This is a genomic window from Leeuwenhoekiella sp. H156 (assembly GCF_052218455.1).
GTDB lineage: Bacteria > Bacteroidota > Bacteroidia > Flavobacteriales > Flavobacteriaceae > Leeuwenhoekiella > Leeuwenhoekiella parthenopeia.
This window is the reverse complement of sequence record NZ_CP197499.1, coordinates 1076729-1100869: the sequence shown is the minus strand read 5'-3', so window position 1 is coordinate 1100869 and position 24141 is coordinate 1076729. Positions and strand designations below refer to the sequence as shown.

Here is a 24141-nt window from a genome sequence, read left to right as displayed (position 1 = left end):
TCTGTTAAGCTCGATGAAAGGACCTTTATTTTATTCAAAGATTTTATTGTTTGGTGAGTATGGCATCATCAAAAACTCTAAGGGTTTGTCAATACCTTATAACTTTTATAATGGAGCCTTAAAGGTTGATGAAAATCCGGACGAGGCCGCAAAGGCTTCAAACAGAAGTCTGGCTCGCTTTGCAGATTATCTGGCAACTCTTGAGCAGGAGAAACCCGAATTGGTGCGTTTTGATCTGGCAGAACTTAAGAAAGACATAGCTGCGGGAATGTATTTTGATTCAACCATTCCGCAGGGATATGGGGTAGGTAGCAGCGGAGCGCTCGTTGCCTCTATTTACGATAAATATGCTTTTGATAAGATTACGGTTCTTGAAAATCTAACCCGCGAAAAATTGCTGAAACTTAAAGCTGTTTTTGGCGAAATGGAGTCCTTCTTTCACGGTAAATCTTCAGGTCTTGACCCGCTAAACAGTTATCTGAGCCTTCCTATTTTAATAAACAGTAAAGACGATATAGAGCCTGCCGGCATACCTTCACAAACCCTTGATGGCAAAGGGGCCGTATTTTTATTGGACAGCGGAAGCGTAGGCGAGACAGCTCCTATGGTACAGATTTTCATGGAAAATATGAAGCAGGAAGGTTTCCGGAAAATGATAAAAAATCAGTTTGTAAAACATACCGATGCCTGCGTTGAAGATTTTCTTAAGGGCGATGTTAAGTCGTTATTCGGAAATGTAAAACAACTGTCAAAAACCGTGTTGCGTAACTTTAAGCCTATGATTCCTGCCAGTTTTCACGACTTGTGGAAACAGGGTCTGGATACAAACGACTATTACCTGAAACTTTGCGGCTCGGGTGGTGGTGGTTATATTTTGGGTTTTACCGAAGATATTGACAAGGCACGCGAAGCCCTAAAAGAGTATAAGCTGGAAGTGGTTTACAATTTTTAGATTCGGTTGCTGAATTTTCCGGCTCGCTCAATTCCTTCAGATCTGAAGGTGTAATTACACTACTATGTCACACCTAAGCCGTAAAAACAAACTCTTACTTTTAAAATTCCTGAGTTTGTTTTCGGTTGTACGCGGCTATAATATTCTCATTATAGTAATCGCTCAATATCTGGCGTCCCTGTTTATTCTTTCTCCAGACCTTCCGCTTAAGGCTGTTATTTTTGATCTAAATCTTTTTTTGATTGTTCTGGCCACAGCTTTAGTCATTGCCGGTGGGTATATCATAAACAGTTTTTATGACAGTGAAAAAGATTTGATCAACAGGCCTCATAAAACCCGATTAGATCATTTAGTGAGCCAAAAAAAAATATTGACCCTTTATTTTGTGCTTAACTTTTTGGCGATTATAGTAGCCAGTTATGTTTCCTTTTTTGCGGTGTTGTTTTTTTCGGGATATATTTTCGGGATTTGGTTTTATTCCCATAAACTGAAGAAAATCGCTTTTTTAGGCAATTTGGTTTCTGCATCGCTCGCACTTATCCCTTTCTTTGCGGTGTTTATTTACTACCGAAATTTTGAAACCGTAATCTTTGTTCACGCAACATTTTTGGGTCTTATCATTATGATACGCGAACTGGTGAAAGACCTTGAAAATTTAAAAGGCGATCTGGCACTGGGCTATCATACCATTCCGGTGGCTTATGGGGAACGTTGTGCAAAATCTTTAATCACCCTCCTGGGCGGTCTTACCGTTATACCCACGTATTTTTTGATCAACAAGTTTGATGTGGGCCTCATGAATTATTATTTCTACGGCAGTCTGGTGCTTTTGGTGACTTTTCTATTTTGGCTCTGGCAATCAAAGGCAAAACCCCATTATGTGTTGCTGCATAATATCCTGAAATTGATTTTGGTTCTGGGGGTTTTTAGTATTTTACTCATAGATCCGGGACTTATAATCAAGCGATTTATATAAAAAAAAGCCATCGTTGAGATGGCTGTGGCTAAATTCAAAAAGTAGTTTAGTTATGCTTCGGGTTTCTTCACTTTATAGGTAAAGCTGTAAAAACGCATTTTGGTCAAATCAGAGCCACAGGACTTATAATTTAACCGGTCTTTAATATACTTCTCCATTACCTCATTTTTCGTTTTTACATCCAGGACAATTACAGTGCCTTTTTGTGTGATCATAAAATGAATGGTGTTTTCAATAAGTTCTTCTTCAAACTCGATTTGTGGCACGCCTAATAACTCAATGATCTTTTCCCGTATTTTTTGGCTCTCTGTTGCGGGCTTAGGATCTGTTGCTGCTTGTAAAGCATTAAAACTTGATACAAACAAAAGGCTTAGAATAATGATTGCTTTTTTCATGGCTTTTTAGTTTTCGATTACAGGTCAAAGATATTGGGCTCAGGCGTCTCCGGGCTGATTTTCAGATTATGTAATTGTGTTTAAAAAGGGGTTAAAGCGTAAAATGAAGCAGGCGTAACGATTTATAAACAATTGTAAATTCTTCAGGAACTCCCGGCTTTTTGTTTCAGTTTTAGTTGACTTTATGAGTTTTTGATAGTTAGGATTTGGTCCTAGATACGGATCAATTTGTTTTTAATAAAGCCAATTCGCTCTTACGTAAAGCAGAGGTTACGTTGGGATGAGCGACAGATGACGCAAAAGTATGCAGAGGTGTCTGTGCTTGGATGCCAAATGCTTTATTAAATATGTATCTTTGCCCAAAATTTTAACTATGAGCAGACATCAGGAAAGGAACAAGGGCGGAAAAGCGTCTGGTCGCGGTACTAATAATTCTAAAGGTAAAAGTCAGGCGCGAGGCAATGCACCTATACAGAAGGCAGCGCCTCAGGCAAGCCGTAATGCTACACCTAACCCAAATAAAGGAGGAATCAGACTCAATAAATATATTGCCAACAGCGGTATATGCTCACGCCGGGAGGCTGATATGTATATTTCTACCGGGCAGGTCTCTGTTAATGGCGAAATCATCAATGAGATGGGATATAAAGTCAATCTTGATGATGATGTGCGTTTCGACGGGCGTCGCATAAATCCGGAAGCTAAAGCTTATGTATTACTGAATAAACCCAAAGGTTTTTCGGTAACCACCAGCAATTCTAAAGGGATGACCGTGATGGATCTCGTGGCACCTGCCACAAAATCACGTATTCAGCCGGTGGGAAGATTGGGGCGCAATGCTACAGGCCTTATTCTTTTTACCAATGATGACAAAATGATGCAAAAGCTTACCAACTCTAAAGTGGGGATGCCGCGCCTTTTTCATATAGAATTAGATAAAAACCTTAAAGCCGAAGATTTAGAAAAAATCAAAAAAGGGCTTACGGTTCAGGGAAAAAAATATGAGGTAGAAGATATTAGCTATGTAGATGGAGCGCCTAAAAAAGAAATAGGACTCAAAATTCGCAACATCGGCAGCGGAATAATTCGTACCATTTTTGAACATTTGGAGTATCAGGTGGTTCGTGTTGACTGTGTTACACTGGGGCCTTTAACCAAAAAAGACCTGCCAAGAGGTAAATATAAACACCTGAGTCAGCAGGAAATTAACAACCTGATGATGCTTTAAGCTTTCCGTTTATTAAGTTGACACCTAAAAATACCGCGTTTAAACCTTTATTTGTGAAAGAATTCATTCTTTCACAATACCTTAATAAAATGAGTTTGCGCTATATCATTTTCTTTTTTTATTTTTCAATTTCATAATCAATTAATGAATACTAAGTACATCGATCTTATAGATCAATCGTTTTACTTTCCACAGGAAGATTTTAAACTTGAAAACAATCAGCTTGAGTTTCACGACATCAATCTGATGGAGCTGGTAGAAAAATATGGAGCTCCGTTAAAGTTCAGTTACCTTCCTAAAATATCAGATAATATCAACAGGGCAAAAACCTGGTTTGCAGATGCAATAGCCAAGCATAATTATAAGGGAACTTATAATTATTGTTATTGTACCAAAAGTTCTCATTTTAAGCATGTGCTTGACGAAGCGCTTAAAAATGATATACATATCGAGACCTCTTCTGCTTTTGATATCAATATTGTCAATAAACTGAAGGATAACGGTAAAATCGGAAACGATACCTATGTAATTTGTAACGGTTTTAAACGCGATCAATACATAGATAATATCGCAGATCTCGTCAATGGCGGGCATCAGAACTGTATTCCTATCATAGATAATTATGAGGAAATCAATCTCCTTACAGAGAGCATTAAAGGTGATTTTAGAATAGGAATCCGTATCGCTTCAGAAGAGGAGCCTAAGTTTGAATTCTATACGTCACGACTTGGTATAGGTTACAAGAACATTGTTCCGTTTTACGAAGACCAGATTAAAAACAACGATCAGGTTGAGCTTAAAATGCTGCATTTCTTCATCAACACCGGCATACGTGATAATGCCTATTATTGGAATGAGCTCAACAAATGTCTTAAAGTCTACATCAGGCTTAAAAAGATTTGCCCCACGCTTGACAGCCTGAACATTGGAGGAGGCTTTCCTATCAAAAATTCGCTGGCTTTCGATTATGATTATGCCTATATGGTAGATGAAATCATCAATCAGATTAAAATAACCTGCGATGAGGCCGAAGTGCCTGTTCCCAATATCTTTACCGAGTTTGGAAGCTTTACCGTTGGAGAGAGTGGTGGTGCTATTTACGAAGTATTGTACCAAAAGCAACAAAACGACCGTGAGAAGTGGAATATGATCAACTCCTCATTCATAACCACCTTGCCCGATACCTGGGCGATTAGTAAGCGTTTTATCATGTTGCCTATCAATCGTTGGGACGATGAGTATGAGCGCGTGCTTCTGGGCGGTCTCACCTGCGACAGCGATGATTACTACAACAGCGAGCAGCACAGTAACGCGATTTACCTGCCGCGCTATAAAAAAGACAAACCTTTATACATAGGCTTCTTTAACACCGGTGCCTATCAGGAAACCATAGGTGGTTATGGAGGTTTACAACACTGTTTAATCCCTCAGCCTAAACACATTCTGATAGATAGGGATGAAAATGGTAACTTAACAACCCGTATATTTAATGAACAACAAAAGGCAGAACAACTGCTTAAGATTTTAGGTTATGAGTACAACTAAAAATTATGCCGGCATTCCTGATGAGTTTGCCAAGCTTGAGACTTCAAAGATTGTATTGATCCCTGTGCCTTATGACGGTACCAGCACCTGGGGTAAGGGAGCTGACAAAGGACCGCAAGCTTTTCTGGAAGCCTCTGAGAACATGGAAACCTACGATATCGAGACCGATACCGAGGTTTTTAAACAGGGCATTTATTTGGCTCCGGCGATTACTCAAAACAGCTCACCCGAAGCCATGGTTGCCGAAGTTCATAAGACCACAAAAGACTTCATAAAGCGCAATAAATTTGTCACCCTTTTTGGAGGTGAACATTCGGTTTCTATAGGTGCCATTAGAGCATTTAATGAGCTCTATGACAACCTTACCGTAATCCAGATCGATGCGCATGCCGATCTGCGTGAAGAATATATGGGCAGCAAATGCAATCACGCCTGTGCGATGTATGAAGCCAGCCAGAATACCAATTTGATTCAGGTAGGCATTCGCAGTATGGATGTGCTTGAAAAAACCGTAATGGATGAGGATAAAACCTTTTTTGCTCACCAAATGGTTCAGGACGAGTACTGGTTAGATAATGTAATAGATCTGTGTACCGAAAATGTATTTATAACCTTTGATCTGGACGGTCTTGACCCTTCAATCATGCCTTCAACAGGAACTCCTGAGCCGGGCGGATTGTTCTGGTACGAGACTATGGACTTCCTGAAACGCGTTTTCGCAGAGTGCAATGTGGTAGGTTTTGATATTATGGAGCTTTGCCCTAATCCTAATGATAAATCTTCAGACTTTTTAGCAGCAAAACTTTATTACAAGATGTTGAGCTATAAGTTTGAAGGAGAAGACGCAGAAGAAGAATATGATAACACGTATACCGCAAAAACTGGAAAAGGCGGTGTCAATAAATTCGATTTAGATGACGATGAAGACTAAGGGAGCAATCTCTCAATTTATAGAAAAATACTATTTACACTTCAATGCAGCTTCGGTTGTAGACGCTGCAAAAGCCTATGAAGCACAACTGGAGAACGGGGCCAAAATGCTCGTTTCTCTTGCAGGTGCAATGAGTACCGCAGAGTTGGGTAAGATTTTTGCCGAAATGATCCGTCAGGATAAAGTGCAAATCATTTCCTGTACCGGTGCAAACCTTGAGGAAGACATCATGAACCTTGTGGCGCATTCGCACTACAAGCGCGTGCCTAACTACCGTGATTTAACGCCGCAGGAAGAGTGGGATCTTTTAGAAAAAGGTCTTAATCGGGTGACCGATACCTGTATTCCTGAGGAGGAAGCCTTCCGCAGACTGCAACAACATATTTTCAAAATTTGGAAAGATGCTGATGATGCCGGTGAGCGTTATCTGCCGCACGAATTCATGTATAAAATGTTGTTGAGCGGAGTGCTTGAAGAATACTACGAGATCGACCTGAAGGATTCCTGGATGTACGCAGCAGCCGAGAAAAACCTGCCTATTATCTGCCCGGGATGGGAAGATAGTACGATGGGTAACATCTTTGCTTCCTATGTGTTGAAAGGAGAGCTTAAAGCATCTACGATGAAGTCGGGTATTGAGTATATGACCTTCCTTGCAGACTGGTACACAAATAACAGCGAGAACGGAATTGGATTCTTCCAGATAGGTGGTGGTATCGCAGGGGATTTCCCAATCTGTGTGGTGCCTATGCTGTATCAGGATATGGAACGAGGAGACACGCCTTTCTGGAGTTATTTCTGTCAGATTTCAGACTCAACAACCAGTTACGGTTCGTATTCCGGAGCAGTTCCTAATGAAAAAATTACCTGGGGTAAACTGGATATCAATACTCCAAAATTTATTATAGAGAGTGATGCAACCATAGTTGCTCCTCTTGTTTTTGCGTATTTGCTTGATATGTAAAGCAAATCTGCTAAAAGATTTAAAGCCTCATAAGCCTCGTGTTTATGAGGCTTTTTTCTGTTTTGTGTTTACAGGAGCATTAACAAAACTCATCAATCTTTAGATTTGCCTTAGAAGTATTGCTTATTTTCGCGTACTCATTTTTCACTATGACCTATCAACTAACAGTAGTCGTGCCGGTTTACAACGAAGAAGATAATTTACTTCGTGTAGAACAGGTCTTTAAGGATTACTTCAAAATAGCAGACGTTCCCACACAGGTTTTATTTGTCAATGACGGCTCAAAAGATAACAGTCAGCAGCTTATTGAAGAAATTTGTACGCGCAGCAACGGTTTTCAGTATATATCCTTTCAAAAGAATTGTGGGCTGAGTGCCGCGATCAAAGCCGGGTTTGACTATACCAAAACGCCCTTGGTAGGTTATATTGACAGCGATTTACAAACTACTCCTGAAGATTTTAATATACTGCTCAAATACATTGGTGAGTACGATTTGGTTACCGGTCACCGTGCCGATCGTAAAGATTCTTTCGTAAAAAATATGTCGAGTACGATTGCCAATAAAATTCGCCGCGCTTTTACCCACGATGGGATGGACGACACCGGTTGTCCGCTTAAAATAATCAAGACAGATTACGCGCAGCGCATCCCTATGTTTAAGGGTTTGCATCGGTTTTTACCGGCGATGATTATGCTTCAGAATGGCAAAACCATCCAGGTGCCCATTCGCCATTTTCCACGTATTGCAGGCACAGCCAAGTTTGGCTTGTGGAACCGCCTCATAGGCCCGCTCATCGATTGTTTTGCCTATCTGTGGATGAAGAAAAAGTATATTAATTACCAAGTGGGCAAGAAGTCAGATGCATAGTCCGTTCTGGATATATACCATCGGGTTTTTGGCCCAGCTGATGTTCAGTGGGCGACTCATTATACAGTGGTTTTTATCTGAAAAGCAAAAGCGCGTGCTTACGCCTTCAACTTTTTGGTGGCTGAGTCTGGGTGCTTCCTTTTTGCTTTTCGTTTACGGCTATTTGCGGGATGATTTTGCGATTATGCTGGGGCAAACGCTGACCTATTTTATTTACATCCGCAATCTGCAACTGCAGGGACAGTGGGTTAAATCCCCAAAAGCCATCCGCTGGTTTTTATGGATTTTCCCCGTGCTCATAGTTATTTACGGTTATAATAACGGCGATTATGACGTGGATAAACTGTTTAGAAATGAGAATATTCCGCTTTGGCTTCTGCTTTTAGGCAGTATAGCTCAGGTGATTTTCACCCTTCGGTTTATTTATCAGTGGATTTATTCCGAAAGGAAGAAAAAATCAAGCCTGCCTCTAGGGTTCTGGTTGTTGAGCCTCGTAGGCGGACTCCTGATTTTAACCTACGCTATTTTACGCCGCGACCCGGTGCTTTTCGTAGGGCATTTAATGGGTGTTTTTATTTATTTTAGAAATATGCGACTCTCAATAGGAATTGATAAATCATGAACATTCCTGAAAAATATTATCCCGTTCTCCTCGTAGCGGTTTGCCTGCTGCTGTTTTTCCCGCATCTTGATGTGCTGTACGCAAACATTATGGAAGCGCGCAACTTCAACACTGCCCGCGAAATGCTGCTTTTTGACAACTGGGTGTTTACCACGATGAATGGCGATGCGCGCTATGAAAAGCCTCCATTGCCCACCTGGCTCGCCGCTTTTTCGGCAGCTGTTTTTGGGTTGACTAAACTTTGGGCATTACGTCTGCCATCGGCTTTGATTACGACGGTTTTGGTTTTGTTTAGTTATACGCTTTCGCGAAAGCGTCTCGGTCTCACGGCAAAGCAAAGCTTATATGCAGCACTTATTTTAGCGACTTCGTTTTATGTACTTTTCGCAGGGCGCAATGGTACATGGGATATTTTTGCTCACGGCTTTATGCTGGGAGGTATCTACTTTTTGTTTGCATTTTTCACCGAAACTAGCCGCAAGTATAAAAATGCCATCCTTGCCGGAATTTTTATAGGCCTGTCGTTTATGAGTAAAGGTCCTGTAAGCCATTTTGCGCTGCTTTTGCCATTTTTGATTGCCTATGCCTGGGTGTATAAATTCAGGAGTTTTAGAAGCCGGCTAGTCCCATTTGCGGCACTGTTAATTATTACTCTGGCACTTAGTGCCTGGTGGGCGCTGGCGATCTATTTTGGCGATGCAGACACGGCGCAGGCTATTGCAGATAAGGAGTCGGCTGCCTGGGCCAATCACAATACCCGCGCTTTTTATTATTACTGGAGTTTTTTCACGCAAAGCGGAATCTGGACGGTTCCTGCATTTGTAGCCTTGTTGTACCCCTATTTAAAATCCCGGGTTTCAGATCTCAAGGTGTATCGTTTCAGTCTAATCTGGACGCTGGCGGCTGTGGTTTTGCTTTCATGTATTCCGGAGAAAAAATCAAGATATCTGCTTCCTGTGCTCATTCCGCTGGCGCTTAATACGTCGTTTTACATCGAATATCTGGTGCGCTGCTTCAAAGCGCTTACCGATAAACGCGAGACGTTTCCGGTTTATTTTTATTTCGGTCTGCTAACGCTTATAACTTTACTAGCAGGGCCTGCAGTAATGTATCTTTTTGCTTCAGATATGCAAACTACAGACTGGCTTTGGTTTGCTCTTTTTCAGCTGAGTATGATTGCCATCGCATTCGTTTTTATTCGAAGCTTAAAAAGCAAAAGGATTGAGCCTGCGTTCTATTCGGTGGTTGCTATGTGTTGTGCCATCATCACCTTTGCCTTTCCGCTGGTGCGTTTGACTTTTACCAATCCCGATTATCGTGAGATTGCACCCGTAATTCAGCATTACAAGGAAAGCGGTAAACCGCTTTATTATCTGCAAACCAGCTCACCGGAGTTGATTTGGGATTTTGGAGAGCGGGTACCGGTTTTAATTTCTGAAGACGAAAGAGAATTGCCCAAAGCCGGCAGTTTTTATGTGGTAGTCGAGAAAGATCGGGTTGATGTTTTAGAAGAGCAACTTCCGGAGTATAATCTGGAGCTCACCGAATGTTACGATGGTAACATCACTTCAAAAGCAGATCGCAATTACAAATCGCGGCGTATAGGCTGTATTTATAAAGCTACTAAGCGCTAGAAGGCCGCTGCTTTTTGGTTTTTTACAAACTCCCAAATCATAAAACCTGTCAGGATGAGATACTCCAGGGCGACAAGCCACAGATTTTCTTCCACACCTTCGGGTTTGTAGGCCGAATAGCTTAGGATCACCACAAAACTCCATACAAGCGCAAAGCGAAAGCGTGTAAAAACCGAGAGCAGCAGGGGTGTGGCTATGTACCAGGGATGCACGGTGGTTGAGAGCATAAAATAAGCCGTGCTGCCCAATAGTAGCACGCCAAACAACTGTATAGTAGTGCTGTTTTTCCTCAAAAAACCGAGCAATGCCAGGATGCCGATAACCACGAGCGGCAAAATTTTACCGGCAGTCTCAATAATATTATAACCCTTTACCTGAAATCCTACCCACCGAACGAGATAGTAGATGCTGGCGTTAAACTCAAATTTTTGAAACCAAAGCGCAATCGTTGCGGTGAAATGTTCCAGTAAAGCTGAATTTAAAAAGGGAAGAAAGCTTAGGGCGAAGACTAAAAGCACCACAACGTAATAGCGGCTAAGTCGCCAGAGTGCTTGAGCGAAGTTGTTTTTTAAGTAGAGCCAAAAGTGTTGCGATTCGCTTGAAGGTCTATCAGGCTTTATTAAAAATTGAAACAACAGTGGAAGCATCAGAAGCGGCAACAACTTTACCGAAATGGAGAGCGCCAGTAAAACGGCAGAAAAGAACCATTTCCCGGAATGCAATAAATAAAGGGCTGCCAACAAAAAAAACAACATGACCCCTTCAAAATGCAGGTTGCCGGTGAGTTCGATCACAATAAAGGGATTGAGCATATACCAAAAAATCTGATGCTGTGGAAGCTTTAGTGCTTTGAGCAGCTTGCGGCCAAGCCATAAAACGCCCAAATCTGCTGCGATGATGCACAGGCGTAAAACCACTACACCGCCAAAAATCGATTTGCCGGCAAACAAACCCGCCAGAGCAAAGAAAAACTGATTGACCGGCGGATAGTTTGAATAATGCTGGCGGCTCAAACTGCCCATCCCATTGAGGAGTTCGTTTGCCTGTGCTACGGGCAGGTTTCCGGTTTGTACCCACGCGTCAGGAGTTAATAGATATGGACTGAGGCCCTGAGCGATGAGTCGGCCGTCCCATAAAAAACGGTAGAAATCCTGGGATAAATTGGGTATTGCAACCAGAAATACCAGTCGTACCAGAATTGCCAAAACCATCAGGGTTTTAAAATCAACCTTCAACAGTTGAATGAGCTTAAAGCTTATAAAAAATAAACCTGCGTAAAGTGTGATGAGTTTTATAAAATCACTGCGTTCCAGATCGTAAGCAAAAGCCGCGTAAAAAGCCAGAAGACTCAAAACGAGCAGAAGCTGAATTTTATAGGCTTTTAAAAGTTGAAGCATACGTATGGCACATGAATGTTCAAAAATAGGATTTTAATGCCTGCGCCAGCGATTGCAGCGGCATCCTTTAGGGCTGTGAAGCCCTAAAGATAGAGCGGAAAGCGCGGTGTTTGCGGGCCAAAAGCCCGAAAACAGGCGCCCATATACTTAAACCCGTGAAAAAATAGACTTAAAAGCGACAAAACCAAAGCCTGCAAATAACATCAGATGGAACAGGATGAGTCCAAAATCATTCAATTGAACAGCGCTGTAAATGGCAAAGCCAAAATAAAGGAATAGTAAAGTCTCCAGCAGCGTGTTGAGCGAAAGGCTTTTTTTGAGGTAGATGTTTGATTTCCAGTTATCGCCGAGTTTGCTGATGTTGAATTTGGGCGTGCGTATAAACTCTGATTTTTTCCCGAAATGCCCCTCTAAAACAGCCAGCGAGTTGTGCACACTAAAGCCCATCGCAATCGAGAAAAAGGTAAAAAACATCCCGATGTAATTGACGAAATTCTTAAAACCGCCGCCGTGTATGCGCTTGTAGGTCACCCAGTAGCAACCAAAGAAAATAAGCGTACTCAAGGCAAAACCTGCGATCACGTTGAAGTAGCCACTGTATGCAGGATTGTTGTTTTTGATATAGAGCACCGGGACGCTCAGGATTGCGACCAGTAAGACCAGCAAAAACATACTGCTGTTGAGCAGGTGGAAAAAGCTGTGAAATTTAGTCTTTAAAGAAACCGATGGGTCTTTGAGCAAACGGCCGTACAGCTTCTGAAAATTTTCTGCCGCGCCTTTGTTCCAGCGGAATTGTTGAGAACGCGCCGCGCTAATGGCAACCGGAAGTTCGGCGGGTGTTTCTACATCAACCAGGTATTTAAAATCCCATTTTTTGAGCTGGGCGCGGTAGCTGAGATCGAGATCTTCGGTAAGGGTGTCGCCCTGCCAGTTTCCGGCATCAAGGATGCAGGTTTTACGCCAGATGCCCGCAGTACCGTTGAAGTTGATAAAGTGATGCCCAAAATTGCGGCCTACCTGTTCAAGCACAAAATGAAAGTCTAATGCAAATGCCTGAATGCGGGTTAGCAACGAGTAATCGCGATTTAAGTGAGCCCAGCGGGTTTGTACCACACCGATGTTTTCATTTTTAAAATAAGGCACGGTTTTGCGCAGCCAGTCTGCATTGGGCACAAAATCAGAATCAAAAATGGCGATAAATTCGCCTTTTGCGATGTCAAGACCTTCTTTGAGCGCGCCGGCTTTAAAACCGCTACGGTTGGTGCGGGTGATGTGGGTTATGGGGATTTCGGCATTTTTTAAAACTTCTATTTTGGCGCGGGTGGTTTCGAGACTGGTATCGGTAGAGTCGTCCAGCACCTGAATTTCAAGTTTGTCTTTGGGATAATCCAGTTTCGCGATGTTGTCGAGCAGACGCTCTACGACGTAGAGTTCGTTATAAAGCGGGAGCTGTACGGTCACAAAAGGAACTTCCCCGGGATTGTTCAAATCAAAAACCGGAGCATTTTCTGTTTTTTTGCTGGCCTTGAGGTAGTTGATGAGCAGGTTGAGCTGTGCCAGACTGTACAGAAAAATAACTGCCAGCGCAAGGGTATAGATAATGATGATTGCGGTTTCCATTATTTAAAACTGTACTTAAAAATCCAACTCAGAATTTTTATACCGGCAAATATAGCACCTTTAACGGTTCCCGAAACTTTAGAGACGCCTATACGATTGCGGTATTTTACAGGGATTTCTACATAACTGTAGTTTTTGCGCAGGGCTTTGAGCTGCATCTCGACCGTCCAGCCGTAGGTCTTGTCTTCCATATTTAAAGCCAAAAGCCTGTCGTATTTGATGGCGCGAAAGGGTCCCAGATCGGTAAAACGGGAGTTGAAAAACCAGCGCATCAGGGTAGTTGCGAGCTTGTTGCCGAAGCGCTGCGGGAAGGTCATACTGCCATTTTCGCGCAGGTGTTTTACCCGGGCGCCAATGACAAAATCTATATCTTTTTCAATAATAGGAGCCACCAGTTCCTTGAGTTGCTCGGGATAGTCGCTGTAATCCCCATCCAGAAAGACCACGATGTCTGGCTTTTCAGATTTGGCAGCGATATAGTCCATTCCCTTGAGGCAGGCATAGCCATAGCCGGGTCTGGTTTCTGCCAGCACCGTTGCACCGGCCGCGGCGGCTACGGTTTCGGTGGCGTCTGTAGAATTGTTACTCACTACGATGACTTCGCTTACGATGTCTGGAATATCGCCCACAACCAGGCCTATGGAGTCTTCCTCGTTAAAGGCCGGTATGATTACGTTGATGTTATACATTAAAATCGGGCGTTAGGGTTGTCTTTTTTAAATTGCGAAACACTGGTCCAGGAGCCGATACGAATATCATTTTTATACCGTTCTGCCTTAAAAAGTGTCCCATTTTTATAGATTAAGGCATAACCCTGACGGCTGCCGTATTTAAATTGTACTTTTTCTGAAATGCCGCCCGGTCTGTGGAAAATCCACCAGTCTGCAGCCTCATCATTTTTATAATGCCCTTCTTTAAGCAGTTGCTCGTCTGCTGCGTAAAAATACCAATATCCATTCTTTTTATTATCAATATAAGATCCTTTGGCATTAAGGTTTCCATCCCTGTTGTAAAAATACCAGTAATCGGTTTTTGATTCATTGAGCAACCAGCCTTCGGCTTTGAGGTTTCCGTTGTCATAATAGGTTTTGCTGTAGTGTTTTCCGCTTTGCGAAAAACCTACCGCACACACTAAAAGAATTATCAGTCGTAAAATCATTTGCCGTCTTTAAGTCGAATGAATAAAAAGTACCTGACACCGGGTGTGAGGCATTAAGTATACGAGAATAAAGTGCTTTTGGTTCTTTAACAAAAAATTGGGAAAACCGCGCAGGAGATTCCAGCGTATGTGTTGCTGTAAACCAAAAACAAAAAAGATGAACTTAAATTTACGATTGCTGGCAGGTGCGCTTTTAATGCTTCCTGTTACGATGCTTGCCCAGAGTCCGGTAAGCGGCTTTATGAAGGCGAAGGGAGAAGGGAGCATTACAGCCTCTTTTTCTTCGGAAAAATATGATGAGGTATTTCTGGTACCGCAAAAGGTAGACGGTGTGCCGGTTTTTAACGAGGTGCAGACCACCAGTTATTCCTTATATGCTGAATATGGAATTTCAGATAACTTCAATCTGGTATTTAATCTTCCGTATATCAAATCTGAAGGAGAAGCTACACCCGAAACCTTAGATAATCTAGGTTATGAAAACGAACGCAAAGGCGTACAGGACGTGAGTCTGTATGCAAAATACCGTTTTGCTTCTACTGCCACTCCTAAGGGGATGATCAATTTTATCGCTGCGGCGGGTATTGAAACTCCTTTAGGTGATTACCGCGCAGATGAAGGCCTACAGTCGATTATCGCTATAGGTAACCGTTCTACAGACATCACCGGTCTTGCGATTGCAAACTACAAGCACAACAACGGGATTTTTGCCACGGGGCAAATAGGCTACAGCCTGCGCAGCAACAGCGTTCCCAATGCGTTGTTAAGCGAACTCAAGCTGGGTTATGCCGCTTCTAAATTTTATCTGGATGCGTATATCGCCAATCAATTGTCTGACGACAGCGGCGTGGATATTTTGGGCGAAGGCTTTAACGCGTTCTTCCCTGCAACCCGTGTGAACTATACCCGTATCGGCTTTAATGCGTATGTGCCCGTTTATAAAGGCATTGGTGTTTCCGGCGGATATGCTAACTACATTGAAGGGCGTAACCTGGGAGATGCAGACGGCTTTAACTGGGGTGTAACCTATTCGTTCTAAGATAGATACCGATAATTAATTTCAATAAAACATAAAATATCATGAAAAATCTATATAAATATACCGGTATCGCGCTTGCGTTTTTAGGTACCGTTTTGACCACTTCGTGTGAGACCGATTCAGCTTATGAAGATGAGCCGGCGTCAATTGCAGCTATCGCTGTAGCGAATCCCGCTTTTACCACGCTTGAAGCTGCGGCCATTTTGGGTGATGTTGCGGTAACTTTGAGCAATAGTAATGGAGGGGATCCTTCAGGAGACTTTACGGTTTTTGCACCTACAGACGATGCTTTTGCGCGTTTGGGTTTAAAAGAAACCACTTTAGGTGTTTTACAACAACCCTTTTTGAAAAGCACGCTATTGTATCATGTTTCAAACGGAAACTTATTGAGTAGTTCTATAATGGATGGCGGTACAGCTTCTTCGTTACTTGGACCTACACGTCGCTTTATCGAGCGCGACGGAGCTTTATACATCAATGGTTCAGAGATTTTGGCTACCGATATTTCGGCTTCAAACGGAACGGTTCACGTGATCGATAAGGTGATGATTGCCTCGGGTGCTAATGTCGTACAGACGGCTTTAGCATTAAATGACGGAAATGTATTCAAGAATCCTGAGCTTACTTTTCTTGTCGCTGCAGTTGTATATGCAGATTTAGTTGGTCCCCTTAGCGATTCTGAAGCTAGTTATACTGTTTTTGCTCCTACAGATGCAGCATTTAAAGCGACTTTGGAAACTGTTCTAGGCGGTGATTATACAGGAACAACAGATGATATTGCGAAACTCGATACTGCTCTGGGTGCCGGTACAGTCCAGGCGATTTTATTGAACCACGTATTTGCAGACGCAAGTGCCGGGAAGTTTACTTCAGAATTAAACGCAGGGACTTATGATGCATTGGGTTCTGATGATATTACACTCGGAGCGTTTACAGACGGTGTTCTGAGCGTTAGTGGATCGGGAAATCCCTCACCCGCAAATATGGTAATCCCCGATGTACAAACGACTAACGGAATTGTACATGTAATTGATCAGGTATTATTGCCCACCTTATAATGTTGTTTAAATTTTGATTAGCGGAAAAAGCAGGGACTTCGGTTTCTGCTTTTTCTTTTGGGTTCAATTTAACAGGGATTAGAAAACCGGGAGGAAAATTCGTCCGTATGTATGGTAATTAATGTTTGTTTAGTATTGATTTGTTAGCTGAGGCGCGGGTGGAGATCTGCGCCTTATTTTTTGCGCTTTCGCGAAAGCTTTTCAGCACTAAACCCGTTGCTTTCTGCCCATAGCGAAATACAGCATAGATCCGATGATGTTGAAGAATAAAACAACCAGCACCCAAATGATCTTATCGTTATTACCCTTAAAGTCGTTCCGCAAAATATCGATCAGCGCGATAAGGGGTAAGATGAGCCCGAAAACTCCTAAAATGAGGATTAATAAAATTTGCCAGGGGCCTACCATTCCTAATATCATAATTCGTGTTTGAGGTTATCAAAGTTAACCGATTTGTTTTAAACTAGTTTTGATTTACATAATCCATCAAATCCACATCATTGCCCAGAAGGATTTCGCGGCTGTTGATGCGGTTATCGGTTGCTCCGTTCTCAAGTTTGAGTACTCCTCGTGGGCAAACGGCAGAGCAGATCCCACAACCCACACAACTGGCGCGTACGATGTTTTCGCCTTTTTGAGCATAAGCACGTACATCAATACCCATCTCACAATAGCTGGAGCAGTTTCCGCAGGAAATACATTGACCGCCGTTTGTGGTAATTCGGAATTTTGAAAACAGGCGCTGTTGCAATCCTAAAATCGCAGCCATAGGGCATCCAAAACGACACCACACGCGGTTGCCAAAAATGGGGTAGAAGCCTGTGCCAATTACCCCGCTAAAAATACTACCTATTAAAAAACCATAGGAGGTGCGAAGCGTTTCAGCAGGAATTAGAAAAAGAGTGCTTCCGCTGGAATAGTGAATACCGATTAATGCCAAAACAATTACCAGATACCCAATAGCCCCGTAACGGGCGTCCTGTTTTAATTCTTCCTTCTTAAAAAACCATATTCCTGCAAAAAGCAGGGTAAGAAAAACTGCTACGCCAATCAAAAACACATCTTTGGTGAGCCAGTATTTATCAGCATCGTAGCCCAAATAGGTTGAAACCACCGCAGTAGTCATTACCACTACAAAAACCAAAACGCTGTGCACCACCCAGCGCTCTACTTTCCAGGCAAAAGTGCTTTTGTCGCTGAGGTGTCTAAAGGAATCTCCGGCAGTTTCGGCTAGTCCACCGCAACCGCACACCCAGCTGCAATACCAGCGTTTTCCGTATTTATAGGTGAGAATAGGTGTAATGACAAAGATGGAAGCGATCCCGAAAAGCAATAATGCAAGTCCTACATTTCCGGCAGAGATAAAATCGTTGACGCGGTACTGCTCAAAATTGTAGTAATTGAGCGGCCAGATATTCTTTAAATCATAATACGGCAGATTGAAATTCTCTGAATTGAGCCTCGCCATAAACTCGGGAATCAGAAAGGCAAAAGCGGTCTGAAAAAACATCACGCTCAGCGTACGCAGCCTTTCATAACGGTTGTGGCGGTATTTCCAGATAAATTTGATCCCAAAAGCCAGTATAGCGATGGTATAGAGCGTACCGTACACAAACCATTGGCTTGCAGGGTTGCCGCTCAATAATCTGCTTAGTGGATCAAAAAGCGCGATAAGACCCGTATTTTCACCTTCAGTATTAAGACCTAACCATCCTGCCTTAAAATAAAGGATGATGTAAAATCCTGTCAAAGCCAGCCCGGCCACCCAGGCCAGAAATCCCCTGCTGGAAACCGATTTAAACCAGACGCCGTCGTTTTTAATGCCTTCGTGCTTGCCGGAGTAAGCGCCGTAAGTAAAGATTAGGATTCCGCCAAACAGACTGCCGAGCGCTATAGTGAGCCAAAGCGGTTTTTCCGGAAAATGGACGTTAAACGCCGCCAGAAGCAGAATTAATAAGCCTGCCACTCCAAGAGCAGTTCCCAGTTTTTGAATGGCGTTTATAGAAGCCGGCGGCTGGCCGGTAAGAGACATATCGCGTTGTATGGTGCTCATAAAGCTATTGTTATTTTTATTGCTATTATTATTTAGACCTCACAGGTTTTTAAAACCTGTGAGGTCTTTGGCTAGACTTTAAATTCTTTTTGGATTTCAGATTCATAACGCCTGTAAAACTCGGGGTCAAAATTGGCTTCTTTCAGGTTTTTGATGACGTAGGCCATGTCCCGTTTTTCATTTAGCCAGCGGTCAAGTACCTCGTGGCGTAAGCGAATACCAAAGCTGTTAATGCCTAAAAATTCGCGGGTGTCTTTATGAAAAGCGATAGTCATGCATTTGGTGTCATCCGAATGCTTCCAGTGCAGGTGCTGCTCGTAGTCTTTTTTGTTTTTGTTACTAAAAACCCAGCCGTAGGTCTGGTATTCAATGTCAAAAAACTTGGCGCTGTTAAACCAGTTTCCGGGATTGTACTCGAAAGGCTTACCGCAAATGGTCTGAGCAACCGTTTCGCCCATCATTCGGCCGGTGTACCAAACGGCTTCTACGGGTTTTCGCAGACCAATGGCCTCGCGCTGTTGCGCACAATCGCCAATGGCATAGACGTTTTTAATATTGGTTTCAAGCATTCGGTTGACCAGAATGCCCCGGTCTGTCTCTATTTTAGAGTCTTTGAGAAATTCAATCTGAGGTTTTACCCCGGTAGTAACGCCGACCAGCTTACAATCGATCTGCTCTCCTTTTTTGGTGATTATTCCGCTTACATTCCCCCGGCCGTCATCCAGAATTTTATCAAGTTCTGCTCCGCATCTTAAATCAATTCCATGATTTTTAATGTGTCTGCTGATCATTTCGGCTTCTCCATCAGGTAAAACACCCGACCAAAATGCGTGTTCACGCACGAGCATCGTTACTTCAATCTTGCGAGTGTGCAGCATTTCGGCGAGTTCAACACCTATGAGGCCGCCGCCTACGATGACCGCTTTGGGACAGACTTCGTTATTGGGTGCATTTTTTTCGAGCAGTTCTAAATCCTGTTTAGAAACCAGACCCTGAACGCCGTTTAAATCCTGACCTTCCCAGCCGTATTTTGCGGGAATCGAGCCGGTTGCAAGAATAAGTGTGTCGTAGGTGACGGTTTCGCCCTGTGCCAAATGTAGCGTTTGTGCATCGGTATCAACCCGTTCAACAAAAGCATTTTTAAGATTGATGTTGTTTTTTGACCAAAACTGATCTTCGTAAGGTTTAAGGTCTTTAAAGCGCATATGCCCCATATAGACATACATCAGCGCGGTGCGGGAGAAAAAATGATCACTTTCGGCAGAAATGATGGTAATTTTTTTATCTGAATTTTTCCGGATGTGCCGGGCAGCCGTAACTCCGGCGATGCCATTGCCTACAATGACCACATGTTCCATAAAAAAGCTGTTGCGTTGAGGTTGTTTCTAAAGATAATAACTTAGAATGTTGCCACCTTCAATTTGGTTGTTTTTTTCAACAAAATGACAACAGAGGAGTAATTATTTCAACTATTTTTAGTGGTATGAAATACACGTATTCATTCCTGTTGCTGGTACTAGGTTGCCTCGTGCTTGGAGGTTGCTCTGCCACGCCTTATGTAAGCCAAAAAATTGACGGTGTGAGTTTTGTTGCTTCGGGCGATACGCTGGTGCAAAGGGATATCGATCCGGTTTTACGCGTGGGAGCTAATCACGCTGCCATAATGCCTTTCGGTTTTGTGCGCGATCTCGAAAATCCGCAACTGTATTTTAATGCGGAACGCCAATGGTACGGCGAGCGCTATGAAGGAGCGAAGCAATACATCGAAGCCTTACATCAAAGCGGAATCAAAGTCATGGTTAAGCCCCATATCTGGATTGGCCGCGGCACCTTTACCGGCGATATGCAGATGAAGTCTGATGCAGACTGGCTTGCATTTGAAAAATCCTACAGGGAGTTTATTCTGTTGTATGCAAAGCTGGCTCAGGAAACCGGAGCCGAACTCTTTTGCATAGGTACGGAACTTTACAATTTTGTGAACGAGAGACCTGATTTTTGGAACAGCCTGATTGCAGAGGTGCGTGAGGTGTACAGCGGGAAGCTAACCTATGCCGAAAATTGGGATAAGGTAGACAAAGTGAATTTTTGGTCGCAGCTCGATTATATTGGAGCTGATGCCTATTATCCGGTTTCAGAAGCCGAAACACCAACGATCGCCGAAGCCAAAGCGGGTTGGCAGCCGCATAAACAAATGTTTGTTGCGCTTTCGCGAAAGCATAACAAACCCGTCTTATTTACAGAGTTTGGGTACCGCAGTGCCGATTATGCGGGAAAAGAACCCTGGGTAAGCGATCGTCACGAAGGGAAGATGAATGCCGCGGCCCAGGTGAATCTATATGAAGCCTTGTTTGAAGAGTTTTGGAATGAGCCCTGGTTTGCGGGTGGTTTTGTCTGGAAATGGTTTCCCAATCACGAGCGCACTAGTTCGCAGGAAAATAATCGTTTTACCCCTCAGGGAAAACCGGCTGAAGAAGTGCTTAAAAAGTGGTTTCAAAAAACGTGAAACTTATCTCAATTGGCAAATTCTTAAGGCATTAGAAGAGGCAGGCTCCATACTTTTAGCCTGTACACTAACCAAAAATTTTTACAATGGGAATTATTTCAATTATCATAACCATACTGCTACCACCTCTTGCTGTTGCAATGAACAAAGGTCTGGGCAAAGATTTTATCATCAATGTAATCCTGACGCTTTTAGGATGGTTGCCGGGAGTTATTCACGGTTTCTATGTGCAGAGCAGATAAACGATAACGAATTGACGAAAGAAGGGTTTTGTAAAGTATCTTTACTAAAACCCTTTTTTTATGCGCCATCGTGTACTTCTTTTGCTAGCTTTTTTCGGTTTTGCTCTGGTTTCAAAAGCCCAGGAATCTAATTTTAAACCGGGAGCACTTACCGTTGCTGTGGTCGCGAGCGATGAACAGCAATCCTTACATTTCTACAAAGATATTCTTGGCCTTCACGAAGTGGGCAGCTTTACGGTTGATGCCCCGTTTGCAACCCGTTTAGGGCTGTCGCAAGGCTTGCCTTTTAAAGTTACTCGGTTAGCCTTTGACACCATCCCCGGGAGTTCACAGCTGAAAATTGCATCATTTGATTTGCCTAAAGCGGAAGTCGATTCGGTTAAAGCCGGAATTCAGCAGCAACTGGGATTGCAATACCTGACCCTTCAGGTGTATACGCTTGACGGTATTATGGAAGCAATCAAAAAAGAAGGCGTACAGCCCGAAGCCGATACGCCTATTAAACTTGGAGAAAACAATTATTTGCTGTTACTGCGCGATCCCGATGGCGTTTTTATTGAAGTCATTGGAGATTACAGCAACGGCAATTAGCGATTCGCTTTCATTTCTTTTTGATACGCAGTAGCGATCTCGGTTTTTTGCTTTTCGGTAAAAACTTTTCCGGCCAGCTGAAAAAAGGTGTGTTCCTCATCTTCGAGATGATGCTCTACTTTTTCGCATAATTGCTTGGCATAAACCAGCCAGGCAGGGGAGTCCATCTCAGTCTCGTCAATTTTTTCAATGAGTTCGTCCATTTCGTGATGTTCGGCGATTCCGTGACGGGCGTGTTGCTGCATCATATCATTGTGAATAAGCGGGGAGTAGAAGGTGCGCTCTTCGGCATCAGCGTGGATTTGCAATTCTTTTTTAAGGTCTTCCCACATCTGCTTGCGACCTTTAGACTCGCCACTGGTTGAGGTAAGCATTCGGCAGAGTTCGCGTTGTTTATCGTGGTCTTTGCGTATCGCTTCAAAAATTGTCATGGTTGGTGTTTTTAAATTCAGTTTGAAATTACACCGAAGCCCGGGCGATTGCTGTTAAGAAATTATGAAAATTTAGTATTGAAAATAATAATTCAATTTCAAAGCTAATTTTTTAGCAAAGCCAAAGATTAATTTGGTGCGTTTTTAAACTTCTACTTTTTAAGCACTTTGCAGTAATAGGCGTGAAGTTCTTCGGCCGAAGCGCCCATCCATTTTTTGACGTAAATACTCCAGAAGTGGTATTGCACGTACCAGACTCCGTATTTTTCATACATACGGGCAGAAGATTTCAGCGGCTGCTGAATGACCACAAATTTATTACGGGCATAAAGCTCATTGATGAGGATGTTGTCTTCGTAGATCACATAGCTTTCATCATACCCGCCTATTTCATCAAAAAGTTCGCGGTTGATAAACTGACTTTGATCACCGCCACGACTGGCTCTCCAGCTGAATCTAGTGAGATAACTGGCCAGACGCAGCCACCAATGCTTGCTGTCAAACTGCATTTTAAAGCATCCGGCAGGATTGCCTTTTTCAACTTCATCACGTATATACCGGTCAAAATGTTTAGGTGGAAAAGAATCGGCATGTAAAAAATAAAGAATGCTTCCGCGGGCAGCCCGAGCCCCGGTATTCATCTGTTTGGCCCTGCCTTTTCCGGATTGTAAAAGTTGAATATTTACGCGGTTAGCCGCTTTAAATTTTTCGCCCAAAGCCCGGGTGTCATCAGTACTACCGCCGTCAACCACCAGAATTTCCATAAGATCTGGGGCTTTTGCACTGCGCAGGAGATGCTCCAGCAACACCGGTAGATTTTCAGACTCGTTGTAAACGGGAATAATGATACTCAGCATAAAAGGGAATTCGGCGGGGGCAGAATAAGCATTCAAATCTAAACTAATTCGTCAGGACATAAAATTAAATATCCCGCATGGAGCGGGATATTGCTATATTAAGGGAGAAATCTATTGTTTATTAAGATTCCAATCGTAGTTTTTATACGTCAGCGTAGCACCTTTATTAATTTTTGTCTTGCTGTATTGATTGATGTAATCAATTAGGGTTGGCGTTTTGTCTGTGATAAAATCGCTCTTATACCAGTCAAAAATCGAAGATACTTTAGGATTTGAAGCCGTGATTTCATTTTTGTTTGAATTCACAAACTCTTTGGTCACTTTATCAAGCTGCTCATTAATTTTGCCTGCGGTATAAGCTTCATTTAACAATTTTGGGCAGGAAATCGAAGCACAGTTGATGGCAAAATGAATGCGAGGTTCGTTCATTTTACGCAATACGCCGTTTTCAATTCCGCCTAAAGAAAGTTCGCGATTTCCTACAGGAACAATAGCTTTTGTCCAGGCACCGTTGATGTCTTTAATGCTTTTAACGGGGTAATTATCAAGAATCAACTCAACCGTATACGCATTGTATAAATTGATGTAATAGGCCAGAAGTTCCTGTACCGACCAGTCGTCACCCGGATTATAAGATGATAATTTCTTCAGGTAGGCATCCAGCTTTGCACGGTCTTTCTGAAAACCTTCGTAATCTACCATTCCGGCGTCGTTTACGTGTTTTTTAAGCAAGGCGTCCCAGGCGCTGTGGTCCACATTTTCGGCAGAATTTGCAGTGGTTGAGGTGAGATCCCCGCTTACTTCTTTTGTGGGTTGCCCGGCGCTGCTGAGTCCGGCTGCTGTAAGAAGATTGCAGCTATACAGGGTGAAAGCGGCAAAAAGGCATACTATAATACGTTTCATAATGCGATACATAACTTGTGTTGTTTGCTAATAGATACGTAAGGTACCTGTATACGGATTTTTCATAGCGTGAATTAACATCAGTCTTAACAGTATTTAGTTAAAATTTAGTATTTCAGCTCTCCGGCAGACTAAAAACGAAAGCGTGACAGATGTGCAGGTATTTATCGTA

Annotated in this window: 25 protein-coding genes; 14 read left to right on the top strand and 11 right to left on the bottom strand. The window is 42.9% G+C overall.

Annotated features, from left to right (window positions below; genetic code table 11):
- Positions 1-13 precede the first annotated feature (13 nt).
- Both ACSSS3_RS04680 and ACSSS3_RS04675 read left to right on the top strand, forming a co-directional pair.
- Positions 14-952: a mevalonate kinase family protein gene (locus tag ACSSS3_RS04680; RefSeq protein ID WP_228229984.1), complete on the top strand. Its 939-nt coding sequence runs from the start codon at positions 14-16 to the stop codon at positions 950-952.
- 64 nt (positions 953-1016) lie between these two features.
- Positions 1017-1928, top strand: a complete 912-nt coding sequence (locus ACSSS3_RS04675) for a geranylgeranylglycerol-phosphate geranylgeranyltransferase (protein ID WP_228229983.1) — start codon at positions 1017-1019, stop codon at positions 1926-1928.
- Positions 1929-1978: 50 nt separating this feature from the next.
- Here ACSSS3_RS04675 and ACSSS3_RS04670 read toward each other — a convergent pair whose 3' ends face one another.
- Entirely contained in the window at positions 1979-2323 is a 345-nt protein-coding gene (locus tag ACSSS3_RS04670; RefSeq protein WP_442846610.1) for a hypothetical protein, read from the bottom strand.
- 373 nt (positions 2324-2696) lie between these two features.
- Between ACSSS3_RS04670 and ACSSS3_RS04665 the strand changes: the two genes are divergently transcribed.
- From ACSSS3_RS04665 to ACSSS3_RS04635, 7 genes are all read left to right on the top strand, one after another.
- Positions 2697-3551, top strand: coding sequence for a pseudouridine synthase (locus ACSSS3_RS04665; protein WP_442846609.1), 855 nt, complete (start codon positions 2697-2699; stop codon positions 3549-3551).
- Positions 3552-3695: 144 nt separating this feature from the next.
- Positions 3696-5096: an arginine decarboxylase gene (locus tag ACSSS3_RS04660; protein ID WP_442846608.1), complete on the top strand. Its 1401-nt coding sequence runs from the start codon at positions 3696-3698 to the stop codon at positions 5094-5096.
- Entirely contained in the window at positions 5083-6027 is a 945-nt protein-coding gene (speB, locus tag ACSSS3_RS04655) for an agmatinase (RefSeq protein ID WP_442846607.1), read from the top strand. The genes ACSSS3_RS04660 and speB overlap by 14 nt, the downstream gene beginning before the upstream one ends.
- Complete coding sequence (locus ACSSS3_RS04650; RefSeq protein WP_442846606.1) at positions 6017-6991, top strand: deoxyhypusine synthase family protein; 975 nt, start codon at positions 6017-6019, stop codon at positions 6989-6991. The genes speB and ACSSS3_RS04650 overlap by 11 nt, the downstream gene beginning before the upstream one ends.
- A gap of 149 nt (positions 6992-7140) precedes the next feature.
- On the top strand, positions 7141-7860 hold the full coding sequence (locus ACSSS3_RS04645; protein ID WP_442846605.1) for a glycosyltransferase: 720 nt from the start codon (positions 7141-7143) through the stop codon (positions 7858-7860).
- Entirely contained in the window at positions 7853-8482 is a 630-nt protein-coding gene (locus ACSSS3_RS04640) for a lipid-A-disaccharide synthase N-terminal domain-containing protein (protein WP_099647221.1), read from the top strand. The genes ACSSS3_RS04645 and ACSSS3_RS04640 overlap by 8 nt, the downstream gene beginning before the upstream one ends.
- Positions 8479-10116, top strand: a complete 1638-nt coding sequence (locus tag ACSSS3_RS04635; RefSeq protein WP_442846604.1) for an ArnT family glycosyltransferase — start codon at positions 8479-8481, stop codon at positions 10114-10116. Before ACSSS3_RS04640 ends, ACSSS3_RS04635 begins: the two co-directional genes overlap by 4 nt.
- On the opposite strand, the gene mptB is transcribed toward ACSSS3_RS04635, so the two are convergent.
- From mptB to ACSSS3_RS04615, 4 genes are all read right to left on the bottom strand, one after another.
- Positions 10113-11513 carry a polyprenol phosphomannose-dependent alpha 1,6 mannosyltransferase MptB gene (gene mptB, locus ACSSS3_RS04630; RefSeq protein ID WP_442846603.1) on the bottom strand — a complete coding sequence of 467 codons (1401 nt, stop codon included), beginning with the start codon at positions 11511-11513 and terminating at the stop codon, positions 10113-10115. The two genes, ACSSS3_RS04635 and mptB, sit on opposite strands and share 4 nt — an antisense overlap.
- A 147-nt stretch (positions 11514-11660) precedes the next feature.
- Positions 11661-13133 carry a cellulose synthase family protein gene (locus tag ACSSS3_RS04625; RefSeq protein ID WP_442846602.1) on the bottom strand — a complete coding sequence of 491 codons (1473 nt, stop codon included), beginning with the start codon at positions 13131-13133 and terminating at the stop codon, positions 11661-11663.
- Positions 13133-13822 (bottom strand): glycosyltransferase family 2 protein, encoded by a 690-nt coding sequence (locus ACSSS3_RS04620; RefSeq protein WP_442846601.1) that lies wholly within the window; start codon positions 13820-13822, stop codon positions 13133-13135. Before ACSSS3_RS04620 ends, ACSSS3_RS04625 begins: the two co-directional genes overlap by 1 nt.
- Entirely contained in the window at positions 13822-14292 is a 471-nt protein-coding gene (locus tag ACSSS3_RS04615; RefSeq protein ID WP_442846600.1) for a toxin-antitoxin system YwqK family antitoxin, read from the bottom strand. The genes ACSSS3_RS04620 and ACSSS3_RS04615 overlap by 1 nt, the downstream gene beginning before the upstream one ends.
- Before the next feature lie 157 nt (positions 14293-14449).
- Here ACSSS3_RS04615 and ACSSS3_RS04610 point away from each other — a divergent pair, with 157 nt between their 5' ends.
- Together ACSSS3_RS04610 and ACSSS3_RS04605 are read left to right on the top strand one after the other, a co-directional pair.
- Positions 14450-15331 carry a hypothetical protein gene (locus ACSSS3_RS04610; protein WP_442846599.1) on the top strand — a complete coding sequence of 294 codons (882 nt, stop codon included), beginning with the start codon at positions 14450-14452 and terminating at the stop codon, positions 15329-15331.
- 41 nt (positions 15332-15372) lie between these two features.
- Positions 15373-16389: a fasciclin domain-containing protein gene (locus tag ACSSS3_RS04605; RefSeq protein WP_442846598.1), complete on the top strand. Its 1017-nt coding sequence runs from the start codon at positions 15373-15375 to the stop codon at positions 16387-16389.
- A 207-nt stretch (positions 16390-16596) separates the two neighbouring features.
- On the opposite strand, the gene ACSSS3_RS04600 is transcribed toward ACSSS3_RS04605, so the two are convergent.
- The 3 genes from ACSSS3_RS04600 to ACSSS3_RS04590 all read right to left on the bottom strand — a co-directional run bounded on the left by ACSSS3_RS04600 (position 16597) and on the right by ACSSS3_RS04590 (position 19800).
- Positions 16597-16809: a PLDc N-terminal domain-containing protein gene (locus tag ACSSS3_RS04600; protein ID WP_228229970.1), complete on the bottom strand. Its 213-nt coding sequence runs from the start codon at positions 16807-16809 to the stop codon at positions 16597-16599.
- Between the two features lie 43 nt (positions 16810-16852).
- Positions 16853-18442, bottom strand: coding sequence for a 4Fe-4S binding protein (locus ACSSS3_RS04595; protein ID WP_442846597.1), 1590 nt, complete (start codon positions 18440-18442; stop codon positions 16853-16855).
- A gap of 71 nt (positions 18443-18513) precedes the next feature.
- Positions 18514-19800: an NAD(P)/FAD-dependent oxidoreductase gene (locus tag ACSSS3_RS04590; RefSeq protein WP_442846596.1), complete on the bottom strand. Its 1287-nt coding sequence runs from the start codon at positions 19798-19800 to the stop codon at positions 18514-18516.
- Positions 19801-19925: 125 nt separating this feature from the next.
- Here ACSSS3_RS04590 and ACSSS3_RS04585 point away from each other — a divergent pair, with 125 nt between their 5' ends.
- The 3 genes from ACSSS3_RS04585 to ACSSS3_RS04575 all read left to right on the top strand — a co-directional run bounded on the left by ACSSS3_RS04585 (position 19926) and on the right by ACSSS3_RS04575 (position 21778).
- A complete protein-coding gene (locus tag ACSSS3_RS04585; protein WP_442846595.1) occupies positions 19926-20945 on the top strand; it encodes a glycoside hydrolase family 113 in 1020 nt (339 codons plus the stop codon).
- Positions 20946-21031: 86 nt separating this feature from the next.
- Positions 21032-21187: a YqaE/Pmp3 family membrane protein gene (locus tag ACSSS3_RS04580; protein ID WP_099647208.1), complete on the top strand. Its 156-nt coding sequence runs from the start codon at positions 21032-21034 to the stop codon at positions 21185-21187.
- A gap of 60 nt (positions 21188-21247) precedes the next feature.
- Positions 21248-21778 (top strand): VOC family protein, encoded by a 531-nt coding sequence (locus tag ACSSS3_RS04575; protein ID WP_442846594.1) that lies wholly within the window; start codon positions 21248-21250, stop codon positions 21776-21778.
- On the opposite strand, the gene ACSSS3_RS04570 is transcribed toward ACSSS3_RS04575, so the two are convergent.
- The 3 genes from ACSSS3_RS04570 to ACSSS3_RS04560 form a co-directional block, all read right to left on the bottom strand.
- A complete protein-coding gene (locus ACSSS3_RS04570; protein ID WP_442846593.1) occupies positions 21775-22209 on the bottom strand; it encodes a hemerythrin domain-containing protein in 435 nt (144 codons plus the stop codon). The two genes, ACSSS3_RS04575 and ACSSS3_RS04570, sit on opposite strands and share 4 nt — an antisense overlap.
- A gap of 152 nt (positions 22210-22361) precedes the next feature.
- Complete coding sequence (locus tag ACSSS3_RS04565; protein WP_442846592.1) at positions 22362-23066, bottom strand: TIGR04283 family arsenosugar biosynthesis glycosyltransferase; 705 nt, start codon at positions 23064-23066, stop codon at positions 22362-22364.
- A 111-nt stretch (positions 23067-23177) separates the two neighbouring features.
- Positions 23178-23969 (bottom strand): DUF547 domain-containing protein, encoded by a 792-nt coding sequence (locus ACSSS3_RS04560; RefSeq protein ID WP_442846591.1) that lies wholly within the window; start codon positions 23967-23969, stop codon positions 23178-23180.
- Between the last annotated feature and the right edge of the window lie 172 nt (positions 23970-24141).

Excerpts from the sequence above, each read along its gene's own strand:
- ACSSS3_RS04680 (WP_228229984.1), top strand. The coding sequence starts at position 14 with ATGAAAGGACCTTTATTTTATTCAAAGATTTTATTGTTTGGTGAGTAT.
- ACSSS3_RS04675 (WP_228229983.1), top strand. The coding sequence starts at position 1,017 with ATGTCACACCTAAGCCGTAAAAACAAACTCTTACTTTTAAAATTCCTG.
- ACSSS3_RS04670 (WP_442846610.1), bottom strand. The coding sequence starts at position 2,323 with ATGAAAAAAGCAATCATTATTCTAAGCCTTTTGTTTGTATCAAGTTTT.
- ACSSS3_RS04665 (WP_442846609.1), top strand. The coding sequence starts at position 2,697 with ATGAGCAGACATCAGGAAAGGAACAAGGGCGGAAAAGCGTCTGGTCGC.
- ACSSS3_RS04660 (WP_442846608.1), top strand. The coding sequence starts at position 3,696 with ATGAATACTAAGTACATCGATCTTATAGATCAATCGTTTTACTTTCCA.
- speB (WP_442846607.1), top strand. The coding sequence starts at position 5,083 with ATGAGTACAACTAAAAATTATGCCGGCATTCCTGATGAGTTTGCCAAG.
- ACSSS3_RS04650 (WP_442846606.1), top strand. The coding sequence starts at position 6,017 with ATGAAGACTAAGGGAGCAATCTCTCAATTTATAGAAAAATACTATTTA.
- ACSSS3_RS04645 (WP_442846605.1), top strand. The coding sequence starts at position 7,141 with ATGACCTATCAACTAACAGTAGTCGTGCCGGTTTACAACGAAGAAGAT.
- ACSSS3_RS04640 (WP_099647221.1), top strand. The coding sequence starts at position 7,853 with ATGCATAGTCCGTTCTGGATATATACCATCGGGTTTTTGGCCCAGCTG.
- ACSSS3_RS04635 (WP_442846604.1), top strand. The coding sequence starts at position 8,479 with ATGAACATTCCTGAAAAATATTATCCCGTTCTCCTCGTAGCGGTTTGC.
- mptB (WP_442846603.1), bottom strand. The coding sequence starts at position 11,513 with ATGCTTCAACTTTTAAAAGCCTATAAAATTCAGCTTCTGCTCGTTTTG.
- ACSSS3_RS04625 (WP_442846602.1), bottom strand. The coding sequence starts at position 13,133 with ATGGAAACCGCAATCATCATTATCTATACCCTTGCGCTGGCAGTTATT.
- ACSSS3_RS04620 (WP_442846601.1), bottom strand. The coding sequence starts at position 13,822 with ATGTATAACATCAACGTAATCATACCGGCCTTTAACGAGGAAGACTCC.
- ACSSS3_RS04615 (WP_442846600.1), bottom strand. The coding sequence starts at position 14,292 with ATGATTTTACGACTGATAATTCTTTTAGTGTGTGCGGTAGGTTTTTCG.
- ACSSS3_RS04610 (WP_442846599.1), top strand. The coding sequence starts at position 14,450 with ATGAACTTAAATTTACGATTGCTGGCAGGTGCGCTTTTAATGCTTCCT.
- ACSSS3_RS04605 (WP_442846598.1), top strand. The coding sequence starts at position 15,373 with ATGAAAAATCTATATAAATATACCGGTATCGCGCTTGCGTTTTTAGGT.
- ACSSS3_RS04600 (WP_228229970.1), bottom strand. The coding sequence starts at position 16,809 with ATGATATTAGGAATGGTAGGCCCCTGGCAAATTTTATTAATCCTCATT.
- ACSSS3_RS04595 (WP_442846597.1), bottom strand. The coding sequence starts at position 18,442 with ATGAGCACCATACAACGCGATATGTCTCTTACCGGCCAGCCGCCGGCT.
- ACSSS3_RS04590 (WP_442846596.1), bottom strand. The coding sequence starts at position 19,800 with ATGGAACATGTGGTCATTGTAGGCAATGGCATCGCCGGAGTTACGGCT.
- ACSSS3_RS04585 (WP_442846595.1), top strand. The coding sequence starts at position 19,926 with ATGAAATACACGTATTCATTCCTGTTGCTGGTACTAGGTTGCCTCGTG.
- ACSSS3_RS04580 (WP_099647208.1), top strand. The coding sequence starts at position 21,032 with ATGGGAATTATTTCAATTATCATAACCATACTGCTACCACCTCTTGCT.
- ACSSS3_RS04575 (WP_442846594.1), top strand. The coding sequence starts at position 21,248 with ATGCGCCATCGTGTACTTCTTTTGCTAGCTTTTTTCGGTTTTGCTCTG.
- ACSSS3_RS04570 (WP_442846593.1), bottom strand. The coding sequence starts at position 22,209 with ATGACAATTTTTGAAGCGATACGCAAAGACCACGATAAACAACGCGAA.
- ACSSS3_RS04565 (WP_442846592.1), bottom strand. The coding sequence starts at position 23,066 with ATGCTGAGTATCATTATTCCCGTTTACAACGAGTCTGAAAATCTACCG.
- ACSSS3_RS04560 (WP_442846591.1), bottom strand. The coding sequence starts at position 23,969 with ATGAAACGTATTATAGTATGCCTTTTTGCCGCTTTCACCCTGTATAGC.